Source organism: Pseudomonas allokribbensis, from assembly GCF_014863605.1.
Taxonomy (GTDB): Bacteria; Pseudomonadota; Gammaproteobacteria; order Pseudomonadales; family Pseudomonadaceae; genus Aquipseudomonas; species Aquipseudomonas allokribbensis.
The window spans coordinates 4,226,418-4,247,869 of record NZ_CP062252.1 but is presented as its reverse complement, the minus strand read 5'-3'; the positions used below and the strand labels follow the sequence as shown (position 1 = coordinate 4,247,869).

The 21,452-nt window shown below is 59.1% G+C and carries 20 protein-coding genes; 5 read left to right on the top strand and 15 right to left on the bottom strand.

The genetic code is table 11. The features are described 5' to 3' along the window. Positions 1 to 460: 460 nt before the first annotated feature. Complete coding sequence (locus tag IF199_RS19360) at positions 461 to 799, bottom strand: DUF6124 family protein (RefSeq protein ID WP_096822304.1); 339 nt, start codon at positions 797 to 799, stop codon at positions 461 to 463. Positions 800 to 928: 129 nt separating this feature from the next. Between IF199_RS19360 and IF199_RS19355 the strand changes: the two genes are divergently transcribed. Next, the gene (locus IF199_RS19355; RefSeq protein ID WP_192558433.1) at positions 929 to 1,585 is read left to right on the top strand and encodes a LexA family protein; all 657 of its coding nucleotides are present in this window, start codon (positions 929 to 931) and stop codon (positions 1,583 to 1,585) included. A 39-nt stretch (positions 1,586 to 1,624) separates the two neighbouring features. Here the strand turns inward: IF199_RS19355 and IF199_RS19350 are convergent, their stop codons facing one another. The 4 genes from IF199_RS19350 to IF199_RS19335 are packed head-to-tail and all read right to left on the bottom strand — an operon-like array spanning position 1,625 to position 7,186. Beyond that, positions 1,625 to 3,574: an acetyl/propionyl/methylcrotonyl-CoA carboxylase subunit alpha gene (locus IF199_RS19350; RefSeq protein ID WP_192558432.1), complete on the bottom strand. Its 1,950-nt coding sequence runs from the start codon at positions 3,572 to 3,574 to the stop codon at positions 1,625 to 1,627. Then, on the bottom strand, positions 3,574 to 4,389 hold the full coding sequence (locus IF199_RS19345) for a gamma-carboxygeranoyl-CoA hydratase (protein WP_192558431.1): 816 nt from the start codon (positions 4,387 to 4,389) through the stop codon (positions 3,574 to 3,576). The genes IF199_RS19350 and IF199_RS19345 overlap by 1 nt, the downstream gene beginning before the upstream one ends. Positions 4,390 to 4,402: 13 nt before the next feature. Then, complete coding sequence (locus IF199_RS19340; protein WP_192558430.1) at positions 4,403 to 6,010, bottom strand: carboxyl transferase domain-containing protein; 1,608 nt, start codon at positions 6,008 to 6,010, stop codon at positions 4,403 to 4,405. 12 nt (positions 6,011 to 6,022) lie between these two features. Beyond that, positions 6,023 to 7,186, bottom strand: coding sequence for an isovaleryl-CoA dehydrogenase (locus tag IF199_RS19335; RefSeq protein ID WP_102621744.1), 1,164 nt, complete (start codon positions 7,184 to 7,186; stop codon positions 6,023 to 6,025). Between the two features lie 201 nt (positions 7,187 to 7,387). On the opposite strand from IF199_RS19335, the gene IF199_RS19330 reads away from it, so the two are divergent. Continuing rightward, a complete protein-coding gene (locus tag IF199_RS19330; RefSeq protein ID WP_192558429.1) occupies positions 7,388 to 9,085 on the top strand; it encodes an AMP-binding protein in 1,698 nt (565 codons plus the stop codon). A 99-nt stretch (positions 9,086 to 9,184) separates the two neighbouring features. Here IF199_RS19330 and IF199_RS19325 read toward each other — a convergent pair whose 3' ends face one another. Then, entirely contained in the window at positions 9,185 to 9,544 is a 360-nt protein-coding gene (locus tag IF199_RS19325; protein ID WP_192558428.1) for a DUF6124 family protein, read from the bottom strand. A gap of 87 nt (positions 9,545 to 9,631) precedes the next feature. Beyond that, a complete protein-coding gene (locus IF199_RS19320) occupies positions 9,632 to 9,997 on the bottom strand; it encodes a DUF6124 family protein (protein WP_192558427.1) in 366 nt (121 codons plus the stop codon). Between the two features lie 700 nt (positions 9,998 to 10,697). On the opposite strand from IF199_RS19320, the gene IF199_RS19315 reads away from it, so the two are divergent. Beyond that, positions 10,698 to 11,372, top strand: coding sequence for a hypothetical protein (locus tag IF199_RS19315; RefSeq protein WP_192558426.1), 675 nt, complete (start codon positions 10,698 to 10,700; stop codon positions 11,370 to 11,372). Positions 11,373 to 11,710: 338 nt separating this feature from the next. Here IF199_RS19315 and IF199_RS19310 read toward each other — a convergent pair whose 3' ends face one another. The 6 genes from IF199_RS19310 to IF199_RS19285 form a co-directional block, all read right to left on the bottom strand. Next, positions 11,711 to 12,064, bottom strand: a complete 354-nt coding sequence (locus IF199_RS19310; protein WP_192558425.1) for a DUF6572 domain-containing protein — start codon at positions 12,062 to 12,064, stop codon at positions 11,711 to 11,713. Positions 12,065 to 12,074: 10 nt separating this feature from the next. Continuing rightward, entirely contained in the window at positions 12,075 to 13,274 is a 1,200-nt protein-coding gene (locus IF199_RS19305; protein ID WP_192558424.1) for an S-type pyocin domain-containing protein, read from the bottom strand. 166 nt (positions 13,275 to 13,440) lie between these two features. Continuing rightward, positions 13,441 to 13,653, bottom strand: coding sequence for a phage head morphogenesis protein (locus IF199_RS30415; RefSeq protein ID WP_244142405.1), 213 nt, complete (start codon positions 13,651 to 13,653; stop codon positions 13,441 to 13,443). 915 nt (positions 13,654 to 14,568) lie between these two features. Beyond that, the gene (locus IF199_RS19295; RefSeq protein WP_192558423.1) at positions 14,569 to 15,468 is read right to left on the bottom strand and encodes a hydroxymethylglutaryl-CoA lyase; all 900 of its coding nucleotides are present in this window, start codon (positions 15,466 to 15,468) and stop codon (positions 14,569 to 14,571) included. Positions 15,469 to 15,497: 29 nt separating this feature from the next. Next, entirely contained in the window at positions 15,498 to 15,899 is a 402-nt protein-coding gene (locus IF199_RS19290) for a MerR family transcriptional regulator (RefSeq protein ID WP_007951507.1), read from the bottom strand. Positions 15,900 to 15,954: 55 nt separating this feature from the next. Next, positions 15,955 to 16,899: a LysR family transcriptional regulator gene (locus IF199_RS19285; protein ID WP_011334997.1), complete on the bottom strand. Its 945-nt coding sequence runs from the start codon at positions 16,897 to 16,899 to the stop codon at positions 15,955 to 15,957. A 176-nt stretch (positions 16,900 to 17,075) separates the two neighbouring features. Here IF199_RS19285 and IF199_RS19280 point away from each other — a divergent pair, with 176 nt between their 5' ends. After that, entirely contained in the window at positions 17,076 to 18,305 is a 1,230-nt protein-coding gene (locus tag IF199_RS19280; RefSeq protein ID WP_102621748.1) for an acyl-CoA dehydrogenase, read from the top strand. 50 nt (positions 18,306 to 18,355) lie between these two features. On the opposite strand, the gene IF199_RS19275 is transcribed toward IF199_RS19280, so the two are convergent. Then, a complete protein-coding gene (locus tag IF199_RS19275; protein WP_192560981.1) occupies positions 18,356 to 19,690 on the bottom strand; it encodes a substrate-binding domain-containing protein in 1,335 nt (444 codons plus the stop codon). Positions 19,691 to 19,805: 115 nt separating this feature from the next. Then, on the bottom strand, positions 19,806 to 20,618 hold the full coding sequence (gene xthA, locus IF199_RS19270) for an exodeoxyribonuclease III (RefSeq protein WP_192558422.1): 813 nt from the start codon (positions 20,616 to 20,618) through the stop codon (positions 19,806 to 19,808). A 174-nt stretch (positions 20,619 to 20,792) separates the two neighbouring features. Here xthA and IF199_RS19265 point away from each other — a divergent pair, with 174 nt between their 5' ends. Continuing rightward, positions 20,793 to 21,443 carry a GNAT family N-acetyltransferase gene (locus tag IF199_RS19265; protein WP_085732178.1) on the top strand — a complete coding sequence of 217 codons (651 nt, stop codon included), beginning with the start codon at positions 20,793 to 20,795 and terminating at the stop codon, positions 21,441 to 21,443. Positions 21,444 to 21,452: the final 9 nt, after the last annotated feature.

Here is a 21,452-nt window from a genome sequence, read left to right as displayed (position 1 = left end):
TCCTGAATATGATTTTTATGGCGGCTACTTTACACGCAAGACAGGGGTGAAACCGAGGGAAATTGCGGGGTGTGGCGGGGGGCGTCCTCCATGACGCGGATGCAGCTTAGTGGCTGTGCGATTGATTCTCAAGTGCTAATTGGCATTACTTTTCCCTAACGCGGGCGGGGTTCTCTTGCCAAGCGATATTCTTTTGATATTATCCGCGCCATCGAATTTGCGGCACCCAAAGACTTCATTAGCCTGAAGCCACAAGCCAGAAAACTGGCAAAAAAAAGACCCGGCAAAAAGCCGGGTCAAAAACCGTGATTAGCCTGATGAGGAGATAGTCCAGAAGACCGACCTAAGGTCTCTGGTCCATCGACTGATCTCGCGACCAGTTGCTTGCAATAATAATCATTATCATTTGCAAGTCAAACGTTTTTATCTGCGCGATTGGAAAATTCTTTCCCGTCCGTCTTCAGCGAACACCGCCATCGAGCGAGTGATCGACCATCGCTCGTGCCATGTCCACCATGTGCACGACCGAAAAAGCCAAATCCCGACTGACACCCTGCAAGCCGTCTGCTGCCTTGAATGCCGTGGCCGCTGCACATCGCAGCAAATCCGAGGCGTGGACCAGGGATTCTTCGCCACTCAGGTTGCTGTTCACGCCGAAAAAGCGTTCCTCCACATCCGGTTCTGACACAGCCGGTTTCAAGTAATAGTCCAATGCCCGCTGCGCAGCGGCGCAACCTTGCGCAGACGTGAAGGTGGTGTCCATTTGCAGGTCGGGCAGGTCTTTGCTGGTGATGTTCATGGTGAAAGGTCACTCCTTGGTCGATTCAAATCCGTGATCCAAGAATAGTACCTAGAGTATTTGTGACCAGAATTTAAATACTACAATATGTGTTTTGATGGCCCGGGATGGGCACGTATGGTGCCGCACATGGATAAATGGATTGAGTTGGTCAAGGCCAAAATGAGTGAACTCAATGTCACTCAAGTCGAACTCGGCGAGCGCGTCGGCATGTCTCAGGGCGGTATCGGCCATTGGCTGAACAAACGCCGTGAGCCCGGCATCACGCAGATGAACCGCGTGCTGAAAGCGCTGGGCATGGAGTTTCTCGAAGTCGCGGTAGTGATCCGCGAACCGCAAGTCGACAAGGACGACGAAATGCCTCTGGCGCAGAAGTACAACCCTTACTTCCGCTATCCGGTCAGCGACTGGAAAACCCCGATCGAGGCCCGTGAAAGCCAACCAGCGTATTCGAGCGGCAAGGACAAGCGACGTTTCGAACTGACGGATTACCATGCCCGAGGCCCGGCGTTCTGGCTCACGGTAATGGGCAACTCGATGACCGCACCAACCGGGCAGAGCATCGGCGAGGGCATGCTGATCCTGGTGGATCCGGCGGTGGAGGCGGAGCCCGGCAAACTGGTGATCGCCCAGTGGCAGGACAGTGACGAGGCAGTTTTCCGCAAACTGATCGAAGAGGGCGGCCAGCGTTACCTGATGCCGCTCAATCCGACCTGGCCGAAAGCCGTGTTTACCGACGAGTGCCGAATTATCGGTGTCGTGGTTCAGGCATCGGCCAAGTACTAGTCAGATCGATCCTCGCAATGCGTAGGATCGATCCACCTTTCAAGCTTCTTCCAGCTCGACCAGCGCGCTGCCTTCGCTGACCATTTCACCTTCCTGGCAATACAGCGCCTTGATCACACCGGCATGGGGGGCGCGGATGCTGTGCTCCATCTTCATCGCTTCCAGCACCACCAGTTGAGCGCCGGCTTCAACCGTTTGCCCAGCCTCCACCAGCACCCGTACGATGCTGCCGTTCATCGGCGCAGTCAGACCGCCCTGATGGCTGTGACTGGCTTCGACAGCGCTGATCGGGTCGTACGTTTCAATGCGTCGCAGCTCGCCGTCCCATTGCAGGTACAGCGCGTTATCGCGACGAATTGCCCGGAGCTGGCGACGCAAACCATCGCGCTCGATCACCAGTTGCTCGCCGATCAATTTTGCATTGCCGCCAGCACCGAGCGTGAGCGCCCGATCCTGCCCCTCGCAACTCAAATGCAGAGTGATTTCACGTGGCAACCCCGCGCGCAAGCCGCTGTGAAGCGCCCAAGGTGAGGCCGGATCATCTTCCCGAGTCATCCCCGGCAAACTCTGTGCAAAAGCCTGCGCCGCCGCATCCCAGAATTCATCGCTCAGCGCAGCAGGCGCTGGCAGCAACTGCTCCTGATAGCGCGGAATGAACCCGGTATCCAGCTCCGCCGCCGCAAACGCCGGATGACCGATAATTCGACGCAGGAAGTTGATGTTGGTCTTCAACCCGCCAATCGCGAACTCATCGAGCATGCTCAGCAATCGCAACCGCGCCTGTTCACGATCCTCGCCCCAGGCAATCAGCTTGCCGAGCATCGGGTCATAAAACGGCGAAATCTCATCGCCTTCCTCAACGCCCGCATCAACACGGCGCCCCGGCCCAACGGTGGATTCGCGATACAGATCGAGGCGTCCGGTCGCCGGCAGGAAATCGTTCGACGGATCTTCCGCATACAGCCGCACTTCAATCGCATGCCCGTTCAGCGGCACCTGATCCTGAGTGATCGGCAACGCTTCGCCACGAGCAACGCGAATCTGCCACGCCACCAGATCGAGCCCGGTGATGGCCTCGGTGACCGGGTGTTCGACCTGCAGCCGCGTGTTCATCTCCATGAAGAAAAACTCGCCGCGAGCGTCCAGCAGAAACTCCACCGTGCCAGCGCCGACATAACCGATGGCCTGCGCCGAACGCACCGCCGCTTCGCCCATGGCCCGGCGCAACTCCGGGCTCAGCCCCGGTGCCGGTGCCTCCTCAACGACCTTCTGGTGTCTGCGCTGAATCGAGCAGTCGCGCTCATTCAAATACAGGCAATTACCATGCTGATCGGCGAACACCTGGATTTCCACGTGGCGCGGCTTGAGCAGGTATTTCTCCACGAGCATCCGCGAATCGCCGAACGACGACTGCGCTTCACGCTGGGCCGAGGCCAGCGCTTCAGCCAACTGGCTGACGTCTTCAACGACCTTCATGCCCTTGCCACCACCGCCGGCAGTGGCCTTGAGCAGTACTGGATAGCCAATGCGCTCGCAAGCATCGCGGAAGGTGTCCAGATCCTGGGCCTCACCGTGATAACCCGGCACCAGCGGCACGCCGGCCGTTTCCATCAGAGCCTTGGCGGCGGATTTGCTGCCCATCGCATCAATGGCCGAGGCCGGCGGGCCGAGGAAGATCAGGCCCGCCGCTTCGATGGCGCGGGCAAACCCGGCGTTTTCCGAAAGAAAACCATAACCCGGATGAATCGCATGGGCGCCGCTGGCCTTGGCCGCCGCGATCAGTTTGTCGATTTGCAGATAACTGTCGGCCGCTTTGCTGCCGCCCAGATCGACGCGGATATCCGCTTCACGGCTGTGCCGCGCTTCACGGTCGGTGGCGCTGTGCACGGCCACGGTGGTCAGGCCCAGTGCCTTGGCGGTGCGCATCACCCGGCAAGCGATTTCGCCACGGTTGGCCACCAGCAGGGTGGTGAGAACAGGTGCGCTCATCAACGCGGCTCCTTGGTGGTGGTTGCGGCTTGCCAGCTCGGTAGGCGTTTCTGCAAAAAGGCCCGCAAGCCTTCCTGGCCTTCCGGGCTGACGCGGATGCGGGCGATGGCGTTTTCGGTGTAGCGACGCAGGGCCGGGGTCAGGGCGCCGTTGCCGACTTCACGCAGCAGATCCTTGCTGGCACGCATGGCGGCGGGGCTGTTGAGCAGCAGGTTGTCGACCCATTGTTCGACTTTCTGTTCAAGCTCGGCCGCCGGATAACTTTCGGAGAGCAATCCAATTTCACGCGCCCGTTGGCCGCCAAAACGCTCGGCCGTCAGCGCATAACGCCGGGCCGCGCGTTCGCCGATGGCTTGCACCACGAACGGGCTGATCACCGCCGGCGCCAGACCGATTCGCACTTCTGACAGACAGAACTGCGCGTCATCGGAACCAATCGCCATGTCGCAGCAACTGATCAGACCCAGCGCACCGCCGAACGCCGCGCCTTGCACCACGGCCACGGTCGGGATTTTCAGTTTGGCGAGGTTGTACATCAGCTCCGCCAGTTCCCGGGCGTCGTCGAGGTTGGTGTGGTAATCGAGTTCGGCCGATTGCTGCATCCAGGCCAGATCGGCGCCGGCGCTGAAGTGCTTGCCGCGTCCGCGTACCAGCAAAAAGCGCAGGCTGGCATCGCTGGCGACCTTGTCCAGCGCCAGGATCAGTTCGCGGATCATCTCGGCGTTGAACGCGTTGTTCTTTTCTTCGCGGCTCAGCCACAGGGTTGCGAAACCCCGTGGATCGCTCTGCAATTCGAGGGTGTTGAAGTCGCTCATGAGGTTCTCCCGATCACATCCGGAACACGCCGAAGCGGCTCGGTTCGATAGGCGCGTTCAACGACGCGGACAAGGCCAGGGCCAGTACATCGCGGGTCTGCGCCGGGTCGATGACGCCGTCGTCCCACAGCCGTGCGCTGGAGTAGTAGGGGTGACCCTGTTCTTCGTACTGGTCGAGAATCGGTTGCTTGATCTCGCTTTCCTGCTCGGCGCTGAACGCCTGGCCGCTGCGTTCGGCCTGCTCGCGCTTGACCTGAACCAGCACGCCGGCCGCCTGTTCGGCGCCCATCACGCCGATCCGCGCGTTCGGCCACATCCACAGGAAGCGCGGATCGTAGGCCCGCCCGCACATGCCGTAGTTACCGGCGCCGAAGCTGCCGCCGATGATCACGGTGAATTTCGGCACCTTGGCGCATGCCACGGCGGTCACCAGTTTCGCGCCGTGTTTGGCGATGCCGCCGGCCTCGTATTTCTGGCCGACCATGAAGCCTGTGATGTTCTGCAGGAACAACAGCGGGATGCCGCGTTGGCAGGCCAGTTCGATGAAGTGCGCGCCTTTTTGCGCGGCTTCGGCGAACAGGATGCCATTGTTGGCGAGGATCGCGATCGGGTAGCCGTGCAGATGGGCGAAACCGCACACCAGCGTGGTTCCGAACAGCGCCTTGAATTCATCGAACACCGAACCGTCGACCAGTCGCGCAATCACTTCGCGCACATCGAACGGCTGTTTGGCGTCCGCCGACACCACACCGTACAACTCGTCGCTGGCGTACAGCGGCGCAATCGGCGCGCGCTGCTGCACTTCGCCGAGCTTGCGCCAGTTGAGGTTGGCGACGCTGCGGCGGGCGAGGGCGAGGGCGTGCTCATCGCTTTCGGCGTAGTGGTCGGCGACCCCGGAAATCTTGCAATGCACATCGGCCCCGCCGAGGTCTTCGGCGCTGACCACTTCACCGGTCGCAGCTTTCACCAAGGGCGGGCCGGCGAGGAAAATCGTCGCCTGATTGCGCACCATGATCGCTTCGTCAGCCATCGCCGGCACGTAAGCGCCGCCGGCGGTGCAGGAACCCATGACCACGGCAATCTGCGGAATGCCCATGGCGCTCATGTTGGCCTGGTTGAAGAAGATTCGCCCGAAGTGTTCGCGATCCGGGAACACTTCGTCCTGACGCGGCAGGTTGGCGCCGCCCGAGTCCACCAGATAGATGCATGGCAGGCGGTTCTGTTGGGCGATGGTCTGGGCGCGCAGGTGTTTCTTCACGGTCAGCGGGTAGTACGAGCCACCTTTCACCGTCGCGTCGTTGGCGACGATCATGCACTCGGCGCCTTCCACGCGGCCGATCCCGGCAATCACGCCAGCGGCGGGCACGTCTTCGCCATACACGGCGTGGGCAGCCAACTGACTGATTTCCAGAAACGGCGAGCCCGGATCGAGCAAGCGGTTGATCCGCTCACGGGGCAGCAGTTTGCCGCGCGAGGTGTGACGTTCCTGGGCTTTCGCGCCTCCGCCCTGTGCCACTTGGGCGAGCAGGGTGTGCAGGGCGTCGACCTGTTCGAGCATCGCCGCGCTGTTGGCGGCGAACTCCGCTGAACGGGGGTTGAGCTGGGTATGCAGGATAGCCATGGACAGCTCCGGTTAGCGGGTTTCGTTGAACAGTTCGCGACCGATCAGCATGCGACGGATCTCACTGGTACCGGCACCGATTTCGTACAGCTTGGCGTCACGCAGCAGACGGCCGGCCGGGAATTCGTTGATGTAACCGTTACCGCCGAGAATCTGGATTGCGTCGAGGGCCATTTGCGTGGCGCGTTCGGCGGTGTAAAGGATCACGCCGGCGGCGTCCTTGCGCGTGGTTTCGTTGCGCTCGCAGGCCTGGGCCACGGCGTAGAGGTAGGCGCGGCTGGCGTTAAGCTGGGTGTACATGTCGGCGACCTTGCCCTGGATCAGCTGGAATTCGCCGATGCTCTGGCCGAACTGCTTGCGGTCGTGGATGTACGGCACGATCAGGTCCATGCACGACTGCATGATCCCGGTCGGGCCACCGGAAAGCACGACGCGCTCGTAATCGAGGCCGCTCATCAGCACTTTCACGCCGCCGTTGAGCACGCCGAGGATGTTTTCTTCCGGCACTTCGACGTCGTCGAAGAACAGCTCGCAAGTGTTGGAACCGCGCATGCCGAGCTTGTCGAACTTGTTGCTGCGGCTGAAGCCTTTCCAGTCGCGCTCGACGATGAACGCGGTGATGCCGTGGGGGCCTTTTTCCAGGTCGGTCTTGGCGTAGATCACGTAAGTGTTGGCGTCGGGACCGTTGGTGATCCAGGTCTTGCTGCCGTTGAGGACGTAGCGGTCGCCGCGTTTTTCGGCGCGCAGTTTCATCGAGACCACGTCGGAACCGGCGTTCGGCTCGCTCATGGCGAGTGCGCCGACGTGTTCGCCGCTGATCAGTTTCGGCAGGTACTTGGATTTCTGTTCGTGGTTACCGTTGCGGTTGATCTGGTTCACGCAGAGATTGGAGTGGGCGCCGTAGGACAAAGCCACGGAAGCGGAGCCGCGGCTGATTTCTTCCATCGCCACGACGTGCGCCAGGTAACCCAGGCCCGCGCCGCCGTACTCTTCCGGTACGGTGATGCCGAGCAGGCCCATGTCACCGAACTTGCGCCACAGATCGGCGGGGAACAGGTTGTCGCTGTCGATCTGCGCGGCGCGCGGAGCGACCTCCTTGGCGACAAAGGACTGAACCTGATCGCGCAGCATGTCGATGGTTTCACCGAGGGCAAAGTTCAGGGATGGGTAGCTCATGGGTCACCTTTTGGCTTTTTTGTAGGGTAGGGAGAAGGGCGTTTCAGTTCTCACCTTTACGTTAACGTAAGCCTGTGACGAATGGCTGTCAATCACCCTTTACGTTAACGTCAACTTGAGCGAGAGTAGGGCCAGTTCTGAATGGTCGGAGCTCATATGGCTCCGGTCCAACACCCACTAATAAAGACAATAGGGGTCGTCATGGATCAACCCAGTGCAAACCCGCAGCGCAGCTACACCCGTGGTTCCCAGGACAAAGCCTTGCTGGCGATGACCATCGGGCAGAAGTTCGACGAGACCGTCGTGCAGTACCCGGACGGTGAGGCGCTGGTGGTGCGCCATCAGCAGCAGCGTTACACCTGGCGGCAACTGGCCGACGCGGTGGACGTGCATGCCAGAGCCCTGCTGGCGTTGGGTTTGCAGGCCGGCGACAGGCTCGGCATCTGGGCACCGAACTGCGCGCAGTGGTGCATCACTCAGTTCGCCACCGCGAAGATCGGCGTGATCCTGGTCAACATCAACCCGGCCTACCGCAGTTCCGAATTGGAATACGTGCTCAAGCAATCCGGTTGCCAATGGCTGGTCTGTGCGGGTGCCTTCAAATCTTCGAACTATCACGGCATGTTGCAAGGCTTGCTGCCGGAGCTGGCCGAGCAATCCATCGGCGAACTGCGCAGTGAGCGCCTGCCGGAGCTGCGCGGCTTGATTAGCCTCGATCCCCAGCCGCCTTCGGGTTTTCTCCCATGGTCGCAACTGGCAGATCTGGCCGCCAGTGTCTCTCCAGAACAATTGCGTGAACGCAGCGACAGCCTGCACTTCGATCAACCGGTCAACATCCAGTACACCTCCGGCACCACCGGTTTCCCCAAGGGCGCGACCCTCAGTCACTACAACATCCTCAACAACGGTTACATGGTCGGCGAAAGCCTCGGCCTGACCGCCGCCGATCGCCTGGTGATCCCGGTCCCGCTGTATCACTGCTTCGGCATGGTCATGGGCAACCTCGGCTGCATCACCCACGGCAGCACGATGATTTACCCCAACGATGCCTTCGATCCGCTGCTGACCCTCAGTACCGTGGCCGAAGAAAAGGCCACCGGGCTGTACGGCGTGCCAACCATGTTCATCGCCATGCTCGATCAGCCGCAGCGCGCCGAGTTCGACCTGTCGACCCTGCGCACCGGAATCATGGCCGGCGCCACCTGCCCGATCGAGGTGATGCGACGGGTCATCAGCGAAATGCACATGAGCGAAGTGCAGATCGCCTACGGCATGACCGAAACCAGCCCCGTGTCCCTGCAGACCGGGCCATCCGACGAACTGGAACTGCGCGTGACCACCGTCGGCCGCACTCAGCCGCAACTCGAAAGCAAAATCATCGACGAGGCCGGCAACCCGGTACCGCGCGGCACCATCGGCGAACTGTGCACCCGTGGCTATAGCGTGATGCTCGGCTACTGGAACAACCCGAATGCCACCGCCGAAGCCATCGACGCGGCAGGCTGGATGCACACCGGCGACCTGGCGAGCATGAACGACGAGGGTTACGTCTGCATCGCCGGCCGCAACAAGGACATGATCATCCGTGGCGGCGAGAACATTTACCCGCGTGAACTGGAAGAGTTCTTCTTCACCCATCCAGCGGTGGCGGACGTGCAGGTGATCGGCATTCCCTGCTCGCGTTACGGTGAGGAAATCGTCGCCTGGATCAAATTCCATCCTGGCCACAGCGCGACCGAACAAGAGCTGCAAGCGTGGTGCAAGGAACGCATCGCCCACTTCAAGACGCCGCGTCATTTCAAGTTCGTCGAGGAGTTTCCGATGACGGTAACGGGCAAGATCCAGAAGTTCCGGATGCGTGAGATCAGTATCGAGGAGTTGCGCGGTAACGAGGGCTGAGGAAAAGATCTGTGGGGGCGTTGCTCCCACAGTGTCAACTTTCTATATCGATCAGAGCCTTCGAAGCCAGGGCGCGGACCCTGGCTTCGAAAGCATCGCTTATTGCTTTACTTCTACATTTTCCAACGCCTGATTCACCGCTAACTCCCCCAACATAACGACTTGCGCAATGCCCAACAGGGTCTTGCGGTTCGGCCCTTCCAGCAGGCCGGCAAAGTCACCGAGCATGACCGTGGCTGACGCGAGGGATTCGCAGGCGTTGGCCAGCAAGGACTCCGTGTCGGTTTGCGGGTTGACCATGAACATGTCGTTTGGGGTGTAGGGCGTGGCCATGATCTGGGCTGCGGGTGTCAGGTAATAGTCGAGGGCGCGTTCGTCGGCGTCGTGAAGCTTTCTTGAATCGGGAAATTCGTACGGGGATACCGGATCTTCTAACGGTGGAATAACGGTCTGGGACATCAACTGGAACTCCGAAAAGAGTCGCTTGAGGATTTTTATAGACGGCTGCCAGGCAGTGAGGGGACAAGCCCCTCACCGAGGCGGCAACTACCGCGAGACGTGATGGTTATCCAGCACACGATTGACCAACAGCTCACTCAGCATGATGACCTGCTGCAGAATCTGCATCGCCTTGCGCTGCGACGGATCGACGGTGTTGCCGAGATCCCGGGCCATGTCACTGGCCGACGACAGCGTTTCGCAAGCTTCGACCAGCAGCGTTTCGTCATCCATTGTTGGATTGACCAGATAGATCCTGCCCGGCTTGCGCGAGGGCTTGGATGTCTTCTGCGCACCAGGATCGAGGTAATGATTGATCGCTCGCTCGGTGGCCGTTTTTATGTTTTCGGCTTCGAGTGCGGCGTCGTAGGGGATCGGATCTGCATCCGGAGGGTTAGGCGTAATCTTGAACATATATCTAATTCCTGAAATAGGGCCGCGACCGTTCTCTACTAAAAGAAGGGTGGCGGCTGCGCGCAGGTTAGTAGACCGGAGGAATTAGCAAGACCGGCGCGCTCGAGAGCGCCCTGCGCACAACCACCATCAAGTGCAGGACTAGACGTACCTGACTGAATGGGGCTCATGCACTTACTAAGACCATACGGGCTACTAAACCCGACCACTGATGGGCAGTGGCAGGTAAACGATAGAGTCCGAGGTCTAAGCGCACAAGCCGGCGGATTCTGGCGTACGCGTAGGTAACGACGCAAGGCGTTGTAGCCTTTATGGCGTAACAGTTGGTGTAATTTAAACGTGCATGCGGCGTCGTGTTTACACACAGCGAAAGCCATGAAACTTTCGTCTTGTTTTTGATGCATTTGCCGGGTGCATGTGGATGGTTTAGCGCTGCGTCGGGGAGATTTGCAGAGCTTGGACTTGATGGTTGGTTTGGGCTTTTAATCGGATTTAAAGGGATGGTCGAATTCTGAGATGAGAGCAGTCGGCTTGGCTTTGCGAGATGATCTATTGGTGCGCAATGCTAATGTCAGGTTTTATAAAACGTTTAAGACCCGCTGAATGTTGGAGCGCGACTCGACGTGGAGCTAACCCGTGATCGTACGAGATAGAGCTTCTGTAATCGACCAGCTAGACCAAATACTGGAGCAAGAAACGTATGGATTTGGGAAGCCCTGATGCTTACATCAGTTTGATTTCAGGCCTTGTCGGCGCATTGATTGGTGGTGCCTTCACGCTGAAGGGGGCAACCAAAGCCCACGAGCTGGCTTTAAAGAAGGAGCAAGCCGCAGAAAAGGAAAAAATGGTCACTACGCTGATGCTCCTACGCACTGAGATCACTACTGCTTGGACGTTGTTCAAACATGAGTACGCTGACGAGCTATTGGAGCTGAAACCGGAAACACCCTACCTAACGATTTTTCCAATTGGAGCATCGCCGTTTCCGATTTTTGATTCAGCGCCTGAAGCTCTCAACCTCTTACCGGCTGATCTTGCAAAAGATGTCGTGCATTTTTATATGCGCGCGAAGGGTTTGATTGCCATGATCCAGATGAATAATCGCGATTACGAGGAAGCTCTTCAACATGCGCGCTCCCTATTGCTCAATAATCTTGAACATGCGCATAAGCAGAACCTCGAGCTGTCAGATGAACTGCGAGATCAGATTTTTCACGGCGGTGTGGCGTTTATGGCTGCCCACCTAGGTATGGGGGATACGGCGGATGGAATGAGATCCCTTGGCCAAGAGCTAGACCCTGTTGTGCAGCGCGTCACGGCGCAGGTGGATGAGCTATTTTTTCCGCTTTCGGATCAAAAAGGACACAAGAACTGATATCTCTGCCTTCTTTTGATGCAGCTTGACGTGACCAACAAAGAATTAATCCACGTATTTTAGTGCTGGAGATTAGAGATAAAGATCGCGTTGACGACTCACCGCTTGGCTGGCTCGTCGTTGAGCGAGAAGAAAAGGGTGGTCGCAAGATTTTCTTCCATGCCTTCGGACCACCCTATACGCAGCACCTGTTGCCTTGGTTCTTTGATTGCCTGCTGAGCACGATCTAAATCGGATCAAGGCCCACGTCGTCAGGAAACCAGATGGATCGAATTTTGAGTTTCGGAGAGATGCGCTGAGCCATTAATGTCCTAGCGTAATTCAACCTATCCCCCAAATTAGTGCCGAATTGCTGAGTCGTCTTTGAGCACAAACTCCATTCCAATGCCCACGCCTTTCAGCACCTCGGTAACACGATCAATGAAAATCTCGCCCTGCTCGGGAAGTTGGTACAGGCCATTGACGCGAATTTTCGGACTTTTGCCTTTGGCTGGCGGGTAGCTTTCCAGCAGTTCGCCGCTCTCAATGAAGGCGATGTAGGTGTTGATCTTCTCTTGAAGCAACAACAGGTGCTCGCCTTGTTGGGCTTTGTCACCCCATTCGAGATGGTCGGTGATGACAAGTATGACGTTGTCGGGCTCCCACTCGGGTACTGCGATGATGTCGACGACTTTTGTTTCTGTGATGGACATGTCTGCTCCCTCAGAGGGTCGGGTCAGGTCGAATGATGTCGACTCTGGTGGGTGGAATTCTGGTGCCTCCGGTGAAGCCGGGTTTGCCTTTGCCGACGACGGTCGCGCCGGACTTTTCAATTTCTGGAAAGCCGAGTTTCTGGTTGCGGGTGAGCGGCGCTGTTTCTGAAGATTTGCACTCAACGCATGAAATATTGCCTTCGGCATCGCGGCCCATCATATCAATGCGGGTACGGACTCCGCTGTCGGTTTTGACTGTGACCTCACGGGCGGCTTCAGGTTTTGTCTTGCTGAACTCTTCGAAGGACGCTTCTTCAAACGCCTTGCCTTTTTGTTTGTTCTTCTCAAGCTGCGTGCTGAGCACGATGTAGATGGGCTCTAGGCCTGCGTCATCGGGGAACCAGATGATTGCATCCTGGAACTCTGGGGGATGTGCCGGGTTGGCCAGGAGTGTGTCCGACTGTGCTGTCGGTGGATACACCCATACAGGTGGCAGCTGGGGCGCGCCTTCTAGTGCTGGAATACCCAGTACGCCGTCTGGGCTTGTCGCTGGCGTCCAGGTGAGGCCTATGCCGTTGCCTATGTCGGCAACGAATTTCTCTCCGTCCTTTTCTGCTTTGATGACAGGGACATTTTCCCAGTCCTTTTTGCCGCCGGTGTAGAAGCCGTATGCGTTTACGGAGCCATCGGGCAGTGTTTTTACGTTGACGCGTACGCGGGTGCGACCGCTGTCGAGCGTGGCGTATTGATCGTTTTTGTAGAAGGCGCTGTCGGGGGCGATGCTGGTGTTGGGTATTAGCAGCGCGACGGTGCCTACTACTGCACCGGCGGCTAACGTACCAGCGCCCTCTAGCAGATTGAGTGCAAGTGAGCCGCCCAACCGCTGGGTGATGGTGCTGCCGGTTGCGGAACCGCCGACCAGTTGCAGTGGCGTACCTTCGGCGGTAACTGCTGCCGCCGTGCCGAGCACGGCCCATAGGCCGTAGTCAGCCAGTTTTTCGACGGGAACGAACCCAGCTGGGTTGGTGTGGTTGATTTCGCCGTCGGGCAGGTTGCAGCTTTTGGCAAAGACGCAGCCCATGGTTTCGGGCTTTGCGTCTGGTGCTGGCGGGAGGTCTTTGTACTGCGCCCAGTGTTGGGCGTTGATGTCGACGGGTTCGACGCCGGCGTTGCGGTAACCCTTGGGTGGGTTGGGGACGTAGCCACTCAATCCTTGACTCCTTGTCCTGGTCCTTTGAACGGCGTGCAGGGTGACAGGTGGGGGTTTGGGTGGCAATGAGTGGCACTTTGCCCTGTCTGTGAGACTCCGCTCTTCTGAGCTACCTGTGGTTGAAGCCGGGGTCGGGACGGAATGTGATGGGTTGGCCCTGGCTGGTTTAGACGGTCAAGCCTTTGCGTTTGATGGCGGCTTCGGTCAGGGCGATGACCCGGAGGCGGCAGTTGAAGTCGTCGGGTGGGTAGATGGTTTGCCAAATGGGGTCGTTGTGGCGGAAGACTTGGCCATGGAGTTCGCGGTGGCTAGGGCGTTTTTTGCTGTCGAGGATGGCGATGAGCATCCAGTACGGGTGGGTGTGGGTGGTTTGTTCCATGGCGGTTTGCGGCCGGACATGTAGGCGCTTTGCATGTTGGTTTGGTAGATGGTTTTTATTAGGCGGGTTGGGCGGCGCCTTCGCTGTCGACGATGATGGGTTTACCTCACCAGCCTTGGGCTAGCAGGGGCGATTGTAGGTTGTTGGTGAATTGTTTGAGGGTGGGGCCTTGTTGCAGAGCTGTTTCGAGGGCGGTGCGGATGTCGGACAGTAGGTTCGGGTGCGATGCTGGCGGCTTCGATGATTTGGATGCTGGCGTCGTCGGGGGTGGCGGCGACGGCGTTCCGAACCATGGCTTCGAGGCTGTCGGGTAGCCTGGGATGGATCAGGGTTATGTCGCTTTTGGGGGTATGGTTTAGATCAGTCTTGAACAGCCAGACAGCACAAAGGGGAGCCGAAGCTCCCCTTTAATTTTGTCGTCGCGTGCTCTTTTTTATTATTGAGGGGCGGTCTGTTGTTGTTTTTGGCAACCGTGACCCTTTACTGCTGTTTTTGGCGACCCCCATCCGGGGTCAAGAGCAAACGTATTTTTTTGAGCGCTGATCTGCTTTCTCGCCAGGCGATCCAACCGATTCGGGAGCTACCTGAAGGTAGTTTTATTGTTCTCTGCCCGGTTGCGGGTCATTCCGAGGAATACCCTGAAAAGCACACCTTCTCCAAAAAAATCTGTTAGCTGCGTCTCTGCCGTGTTGTTTTTGTTATGTCAGAGTCGGTACGTCTTATTTTTATTGGTTTGCTGCTTTTTATTCTTGTTATGCCATAGAGATAGCAGAAGCCGTGCCAACTTTTTAAAACCCTTGTAAATCAATGGTTTGAGTTTTTTGAAGGATTTTTCCTTCAGGCAAAACCAGACAATTTGTTTCCGTGTTACTCGCCTATGCCCACGTTTCGGACACAGCGGTAACACCTTCGCCCTCACTGTGCGCTACGTGCCTTGGCCACGCGCGAACCGGTCGGGCGACCCAGCACGGCACTGATCTGTTGGCCGGCAGCAATCAAGGCGCCGAGGTCGATACCGGTCTCGATGCCCAGGCCGTTGAGCAGGTACACCACATCCTCGGTGGCGACGTTACCGCTGGCGCCCTTGGCGTACGGGCAGCCGCCGAGGCCGGCGATCGAGCTGTCGAACACCGCAATGCCTTCCAGCAGGCTGGCGTAGATGTTGGCCATGGCCTGGCCGTAGGTGTCGTGGAAGTGGCCGGCGAGTTTCTCTCGCGGCACCTGCTTCGAGACCACTTCGAACAGCCGGCGGGTCGCGCCCGCGGTGCCGGTGCCGATGGTGTCGCCCAGCGACACTTCGTAGCAGCCCATCGCGTACAACTCGCGGGCGACCATGGCGACTTGTTCCGGGGCGACCTCACCTTCATAAGGGCAACCCAACACGCAGGACACGTAACCGCGCACGGTAACGCCGTGCTGTTTCGCCGACTCCATGATCGGCGCGAACCGTGCGAGGCTTTCGCTGATCGAGCAATTGATGTTGCGCTGCGAGAACGCTTCGGACGCAGCCGCAAACACCGCGACTTCCTTGACCCCGGCGGCCAGCGCATCTTCAAAGCCGCGCAGGTTCGGCGCCAGTGCGCCGTAGGTCACGCCGGGCTTGCGCTGGATCTGCGCGAACACGTCGGCGGAACCGGCCATCTGCGGCACCCACTTGGGCGAAACGAAACTACCGACCTCTATATAGCCGAGGCCGGCAGCGCTCAACGCGTCGACCAGTTGCACCTTGTCGGCAACGCTGATGGGTTGGGCTTCGTTCTGCAGGCCGTCACGCGGGCCGACTTCGATCAGGCGTACTTGGGAGGGGAGGGACATGGCGTTGACCTGTTGTAATTGTCGGGAGGCTACTGCGCGACTTGCTGACTCTTGAGCGTCTGCTCCAGCGCCTGCACACAGCGTTCTTCGGCGGTGTCGAGTTCCAGCTTCATCTGTTCGATGTCCAGCAGTTGCTGTTCGAGCTGTTCCCGGCGCTCGCTGATTTTCGCCAGCATGCTGTTGAGTTGTTTGGTGTTACCGCTGGAGGGGTCGTAGAGCTCGATCAGCTCGCGGCACTCGGCCAGAGAAAAACCGATGCGCTTGCCCCGCAGGATCAGCTTCAGGCTGACCTTGTCGCGCGGCGAATAGATGCGTTCCTGACCTCGGCGCTCGGGGCTGAGCAGGCCTTGTTCTTCATAGAAGCGGATCGCCCGGGTGGTGATGTCCAGCTCGCGGGCGAGGTCGGAAATGCTGTAGGTCTGGCTGCTCATGAAAGCGCTCGAAGAAGGGTCTTGGCGCTAAGCTAATGGCAGGTTGACGTTTACGTCAAGTAGCGGGCGCCTGCAGCTTGTCGAGCTTCTTCTCATGCGCTGTCACTTGCTGGCACAGCTCGATCATCTGCTCGCGCATCCAGCGGTTGGCCGGGTCCTGATCGGTGCTTTCGTGCCAGTACAAATGGGTTTCCACCGGTGGCACATCGTTGACCGGCAGATTGAACGCGTGCAGGTCATGGCGCCGGGCGAAACGCTCAGGCACGGTCATCACCATGTCGGTCTGCTGCAACACCTGGGACGCCATCAGATAGTGCTGCGAGCGCAGGGCGATCTTGCGCTGGATGCCCATTTTGCCCAGCGCCAGATCGACATGGCCCAGGCCACTGCGACGGCTGGAAATATGAATGTGGGTCAGCGACAGGTAATCGTCGAGAGTGAATTTTTCCTTGGTCGCCAGCGGATGGCCCTTGCGCATGGCGCAGACGTAACGGTCTTCCATCAGCTTGACGTGGCGCACCTGCGGGTCGGTATTGAGCGGCGCATCCACGGCAAAGTCGAGACGTCCGGCGGCCAGTTCCTTGGTGGTTTCCCGGCGTTTGGACAGGAAGCTTTCGATGATCACCGTCGGCGCCAGGCGACGCAGGCGCTGGAACAGTGGCGGCAGAATCACCGCTTCGGTCAGGTCGGTCATGCTGATGCGGTAAGTCTTGACCGCTTGCGAAGGGTTGAAAATCCGGCTTTCCTGAACCGATACCCGCAGCAGCGACAGTGCGTTGCGCACCGGGCCGATGATGTTCTGAGCCATGGGTGTTGGCACCATGCCCTGGGCCGTGCGTACGAAGAGCGGGTCGTTGAAGGTCTCGCGCAACCGTGCCAATGCGTTGGACACCGCTGGTTGGGTGATGCCGACAATCTGCCCGGCGCGGGTCAGGTTGGCTTCTGTGTAGATCGCGTCGAAGACGATGAAAAGGTTGAGGTCGACCTTGCTCAGATTCATTACGCGGCTCTCTTTTTATAGGTGGATGGCGCGGGTCAGGGCGGCCAGGAAAATCAACCAATCATATATCGGTGATGAATGTTTATACACGCCGAGAATAGGCTAGGTAAATTATCAGCGCTGTTCTAGCATCGATTGCATGACTTAAACAACCTGCCGAAAAAAGGTAATTGCTCATGGATTTCGCTTATTCGCCCAAGGTGCAAGAACTGCGTGAGCGCGTGACCGCGTTCATGGACACTTACGTTTACCCGGCCGAAGCCGTGTTCGAGCGCCAGGTCGCCGAAGGCGATCGCTGGCAGCCGACGGCGATCATGGAAGAACTCAAACTCAAGGCCAAGGCTGAAGGGCTGTGGAATTTGTTTCTGCCTGAGTCGGAGCTCGGCGCCGGCCTGACCAACCTCGAATACGCGCCCTTGGCGGAAATCATGGGCCGCTCGCTGCTCGGTCCCGAGCCGTTCAACTGCTCGGCACCGGACACCGGCAACATGGAAGTGCTGGTGCGTTACGCCAACGAAGAACAGAAACAGCGCTGGCTCGAACCGCTGCTGCGTGGCGAGATTCGCTCGGCGTTTGCCATGACCGAACCGGACGTCGCGTCCTCCGACGCCACCAACATGGCTGCTCGTGCCGTGCGTGATGGCGATGAGTGGGTGATCAACGGCAAGAAATGGTGGACCTCCGGCGCCTGCGATCCGCGCTGCAAGATCCTGATCTTCATGGGCCTGAGCAACCCCGACGCCCCGCGCCACGCCCAGCACTCGATGATTCTGGTGCCGGTCGACACCCCCGGCGTGAAGATCGTCCGTCCGCTGCCGGTGTTCGGTTACGACGACGCACCCCACGGTCACGCCGAAGTGCTGTTCGACAACGTGCGAGTGCCGTACGAAAACGTCCTTCTCGGCGAAGGACGCGGCTTCGAAATCGCTCAAGGTCGCCTTGGCCCGGGCCGGATTCACCACTGCATGCGTTCGATCGGCATGGCCGAGCGTGCGCTGGAACTGATGTGCAAGCGTTCGGTGAGCCGTACCGCGTTCGGCAAACCGCTGGCGCGTCTGGGCGGTAACGTCGACAAGATCGCCGACTCGCGGATGGAAATCGACATGGCACGCCTGCTGACCCTGAAGGCGGCGTACATGATGGACACCGTGGGTAACAAGGTCGCCAAGAGCGAGATCGCGCAGATCAAGGTCGTCGCACCGAACGTCGCGTTGCGGGTGATCGACCGGGCGATCCAGATTCATGGCGGGGCAGGGGTGTCGAACGACTTCCCGCTGGCCTACATGTACGCCATGCAACGCACCCTGCGCCTGGCCGACGGCCCGGACGAAGTGCACCGCGCGGCGATCGGCAAATTCGAGATCGGCAAGTACGTGCCGAAGGAAATGCTGCGTAGCGAGCGCTGATCCAGCACCTGTTCGGTCCCACGCAAAACGTGGGACCGAACTGGCTCAGCTCAGTAAACCCAAACCTCGACCCGCCGATTCTTGATCCTGCCTTCATCCCCGCTGTTGGTCGCCACCGGCATCAGCGCGCCAAATCCGCGCACTTCGCGCAACACCACGCCGTTCTTCACCAGCTCCCGACGTACCGCCATCGCCCGCAGCTTCGACAGCAAATCCGCCCGCGCCGGGTCGTCCTTGGCATCGCCGAATCCCACCAGTGTTACCGCACGGTCAGTCTTCTCGTGGTGCTTTATATAGTCGAACACCCGGGCCAGATCCTGCCGGGCCTTGTTGTCGAGGCTGGCGCTGCCTTCTTCGAAGCGGAAGTTCACTGTCAGACGCTGGGCGTGCCGGCTGAGGGATTGATACCCCTCGGGCATCAGCGCATTCGGCGTAACCGAGATGGCGTGCACGGTCTGGGCGATAAAACCGTTGGCCGCAACAATCGCCTGGCCCTGACGGCTTTGCGCAAAATCCACCAACGCCCGGGCCCACGGGTTCAGGCTGTCGGGTGGCAAATAGAAGAACAACCGTCGCGACAGTGGATAGTCTTCCGTGGCAATCAGACTGGCCAGTGGCAGCATCGCAAGGGATTGCCCATCGACAATCGCCACGGCTTTGGCCTGGCGCACATAGGGCAGGCCGATGAAACCAATGCCCTGCGGATCGGCACTGACCGCGTCGGACAATTGCTCGCTCGACTCGAAACGTTTCGCCGAGTTGTTCAGAGTTTTCCCACGACGACTGAGGACAAGTTCCTTGAACGTGTCGTAGGTCCCGGACTGATCATCCCGCGCATACAGATGAATCGTCCCACCCTTGCCGCCGAGTTCTTCCCACGTCTTCACCTCGCCGCTGAAGATGCGCGCCAGTTGCTCGGTGTTCAATTGATTCAGCGGATTGGCGGGGTGAAGGATGATCGCCAGGCCATCGATGGCGATGACTTGCTCGGCACCGGGGCTTTTCAGATCGCCGAGGGGTTGCAGGCTGGCGAGTTCGCTGTCCTTGATCGGACGAGAAGAGGCGGCCAGATCGGCGCTGTTGCTTTTGAGTGCCGTGAAACCGGTGCTGGAGCCATGGGCGGCGATTTCCACCACGATCCGTTTACCTTGAGCCGTCAGGCCGACGACTCGCTGTTCGTTGGCGGTGTCCGGGGTTTCGCTGTGGACTTTTGACAGTCCCTGTTCTTTGAGCAGGCCTTCCACCAGCGCCGGGCCGAGGGCCGCGCCGATGGTGTTGGAACCCTGGATACGCAGGACCGGGCCGTTCTCGGGAATGGGCAATGCAGCGGCCGAAACCTGCAGCCAGGCACTCAGGAGAAAGACGAACAGAACGCGCAGGGTCATGCCGGCACCGAATGCAGCCAAGGGGATTGCCGGGGAGATTAAGTCAGTGAGGTTTCTGAAAGATGACAAGGCAGAAGATCACAACCGCTGGCTGTGATCTTCTGCTTCAGGCTGGTCAGCTCAATTCAAGCCAGATCGGCGCATGGTCCGAAGGTTTTTCCATCCCGCGCAGTTCATAGTCCACGCCGGCCGCTTTCACCCGTGGCAGCAAGCCATGGGACGCCAGAATCACGTCGATGCGCAGACCACGCTTCGGCTCGTCTTCAAAACCACGGCTGCGATAGTCGAACCAGCTGAAGGTGTCAGTAACATCTGGGTTCAGGTGACGGAAGCTGTCGGTCAGGCCCCAGTTTTTCAGGCGGGCCATCCACTCGCGCTCTTCCGGCAGGAAGCTGCATTTGCCGGTTTTCAGCCAGCGCTTCATGTTGTCCGGGCCGATGCCGATGTCGCAGTCTTCCGGGGAAATGTTCACGTCGCCCATCACCACCAGCGGCTGTTCATTGTTGAACTGGCTTTCCAGCAGTGTTTGCAGATCGCTGTAGAAGCGCTGCTTGGCCGGGAATTTGGTCGGATGGTCGCGGCTTTCGCCCTGTGGGAAATAGCCGTTCATGATCGTCACCGGCACGCCGTTGGCGTCGGCGAAAGTGCCCCAGATAAAGCGTCGCTGAGCGTCTTCTTCATCGGTGGCGAAGCCTTTGTGCACGGCAATCGGCTCCTGGCGCGAGAGCAGGGCAACGCCGTAATGGCCTTTCTGGCCGTGGAAATACACGTGATAACCCAGGGCCCGCACTTCTTCCAGCGGGAACTGGTCGTCGTGGACCTTGGTTTCCTGCAGGCCGATGACGTCAGGCTGATGCTTTTCGATCAGCGCCGCCAGCTGATGCGGGCGGGCCCGCAGTCCGTTGATGTTGAAGGAAACGATCTTCATGGTCGGCAGTCCTGGCAAAAGGGCGATGCTAGCTGACATGTAGGATCTGGGCCAGCGTGGCGGTAGTCCATATGCGCTGCTAATGTCTTTCGGGTGTGGGAACGATCCCTTCAGCCCAAGGCTCGTATAACAAGAACGGGGCCTGTTGAGTCCCGTCCAGGGAGAATCACCGTCATGCCTGAAACCTCGACCGCCATCGCCGACATCCACATGCTCGACCGCGGCTATTCCCGTGAAGCGCGATCCTTGCTGTATCAGGCTTACCGTCATGAGCCGACCTTCGCTTATCTGTTCGAGGCCGAACGCCCGGGCTACGAACAAAGGGTGCGTGCCACGGTGCGGGAACTGGTCAAACAGCATTTTCTGCAGGATCTGCCGGCCATCGGCCTGTTGGTCAACGATCGCTTGATCGGCATCGCCCTGATCGCACCGCCGCAACGACGTCTGGGTGTCACCGAGAGTTGGGCCTGGCGTCTGCGCATGGTGTTGAGCACCGGTTTTCGCTGCACCCGGCGTTATCTGGAATATCACGCCGCCGTTGAAGCCTGCGTGCCGACCGATTCGGTACACATGCTGCCGCTGCTGGGCGTGCATCCACAATTTCAGGGCAAACACTTCGGCGAACAACTGTTGCAAGCGGTGCACAACTGGTGCGCGGTGGACGAAAGCTCCCAAGGGGTGATCCTCGATACCGGCAACCCGCGCTACCTGGAGTTTTACAAGCGTCAGGGCTATGAGGAAATCGGTGAAGTCGCCGTCGGACCGGTGCGCGAACACGTGTTTTTCCACGCCAACCCGCAGGTGTTACAAACTGCAACGGGATAACCATCGAAC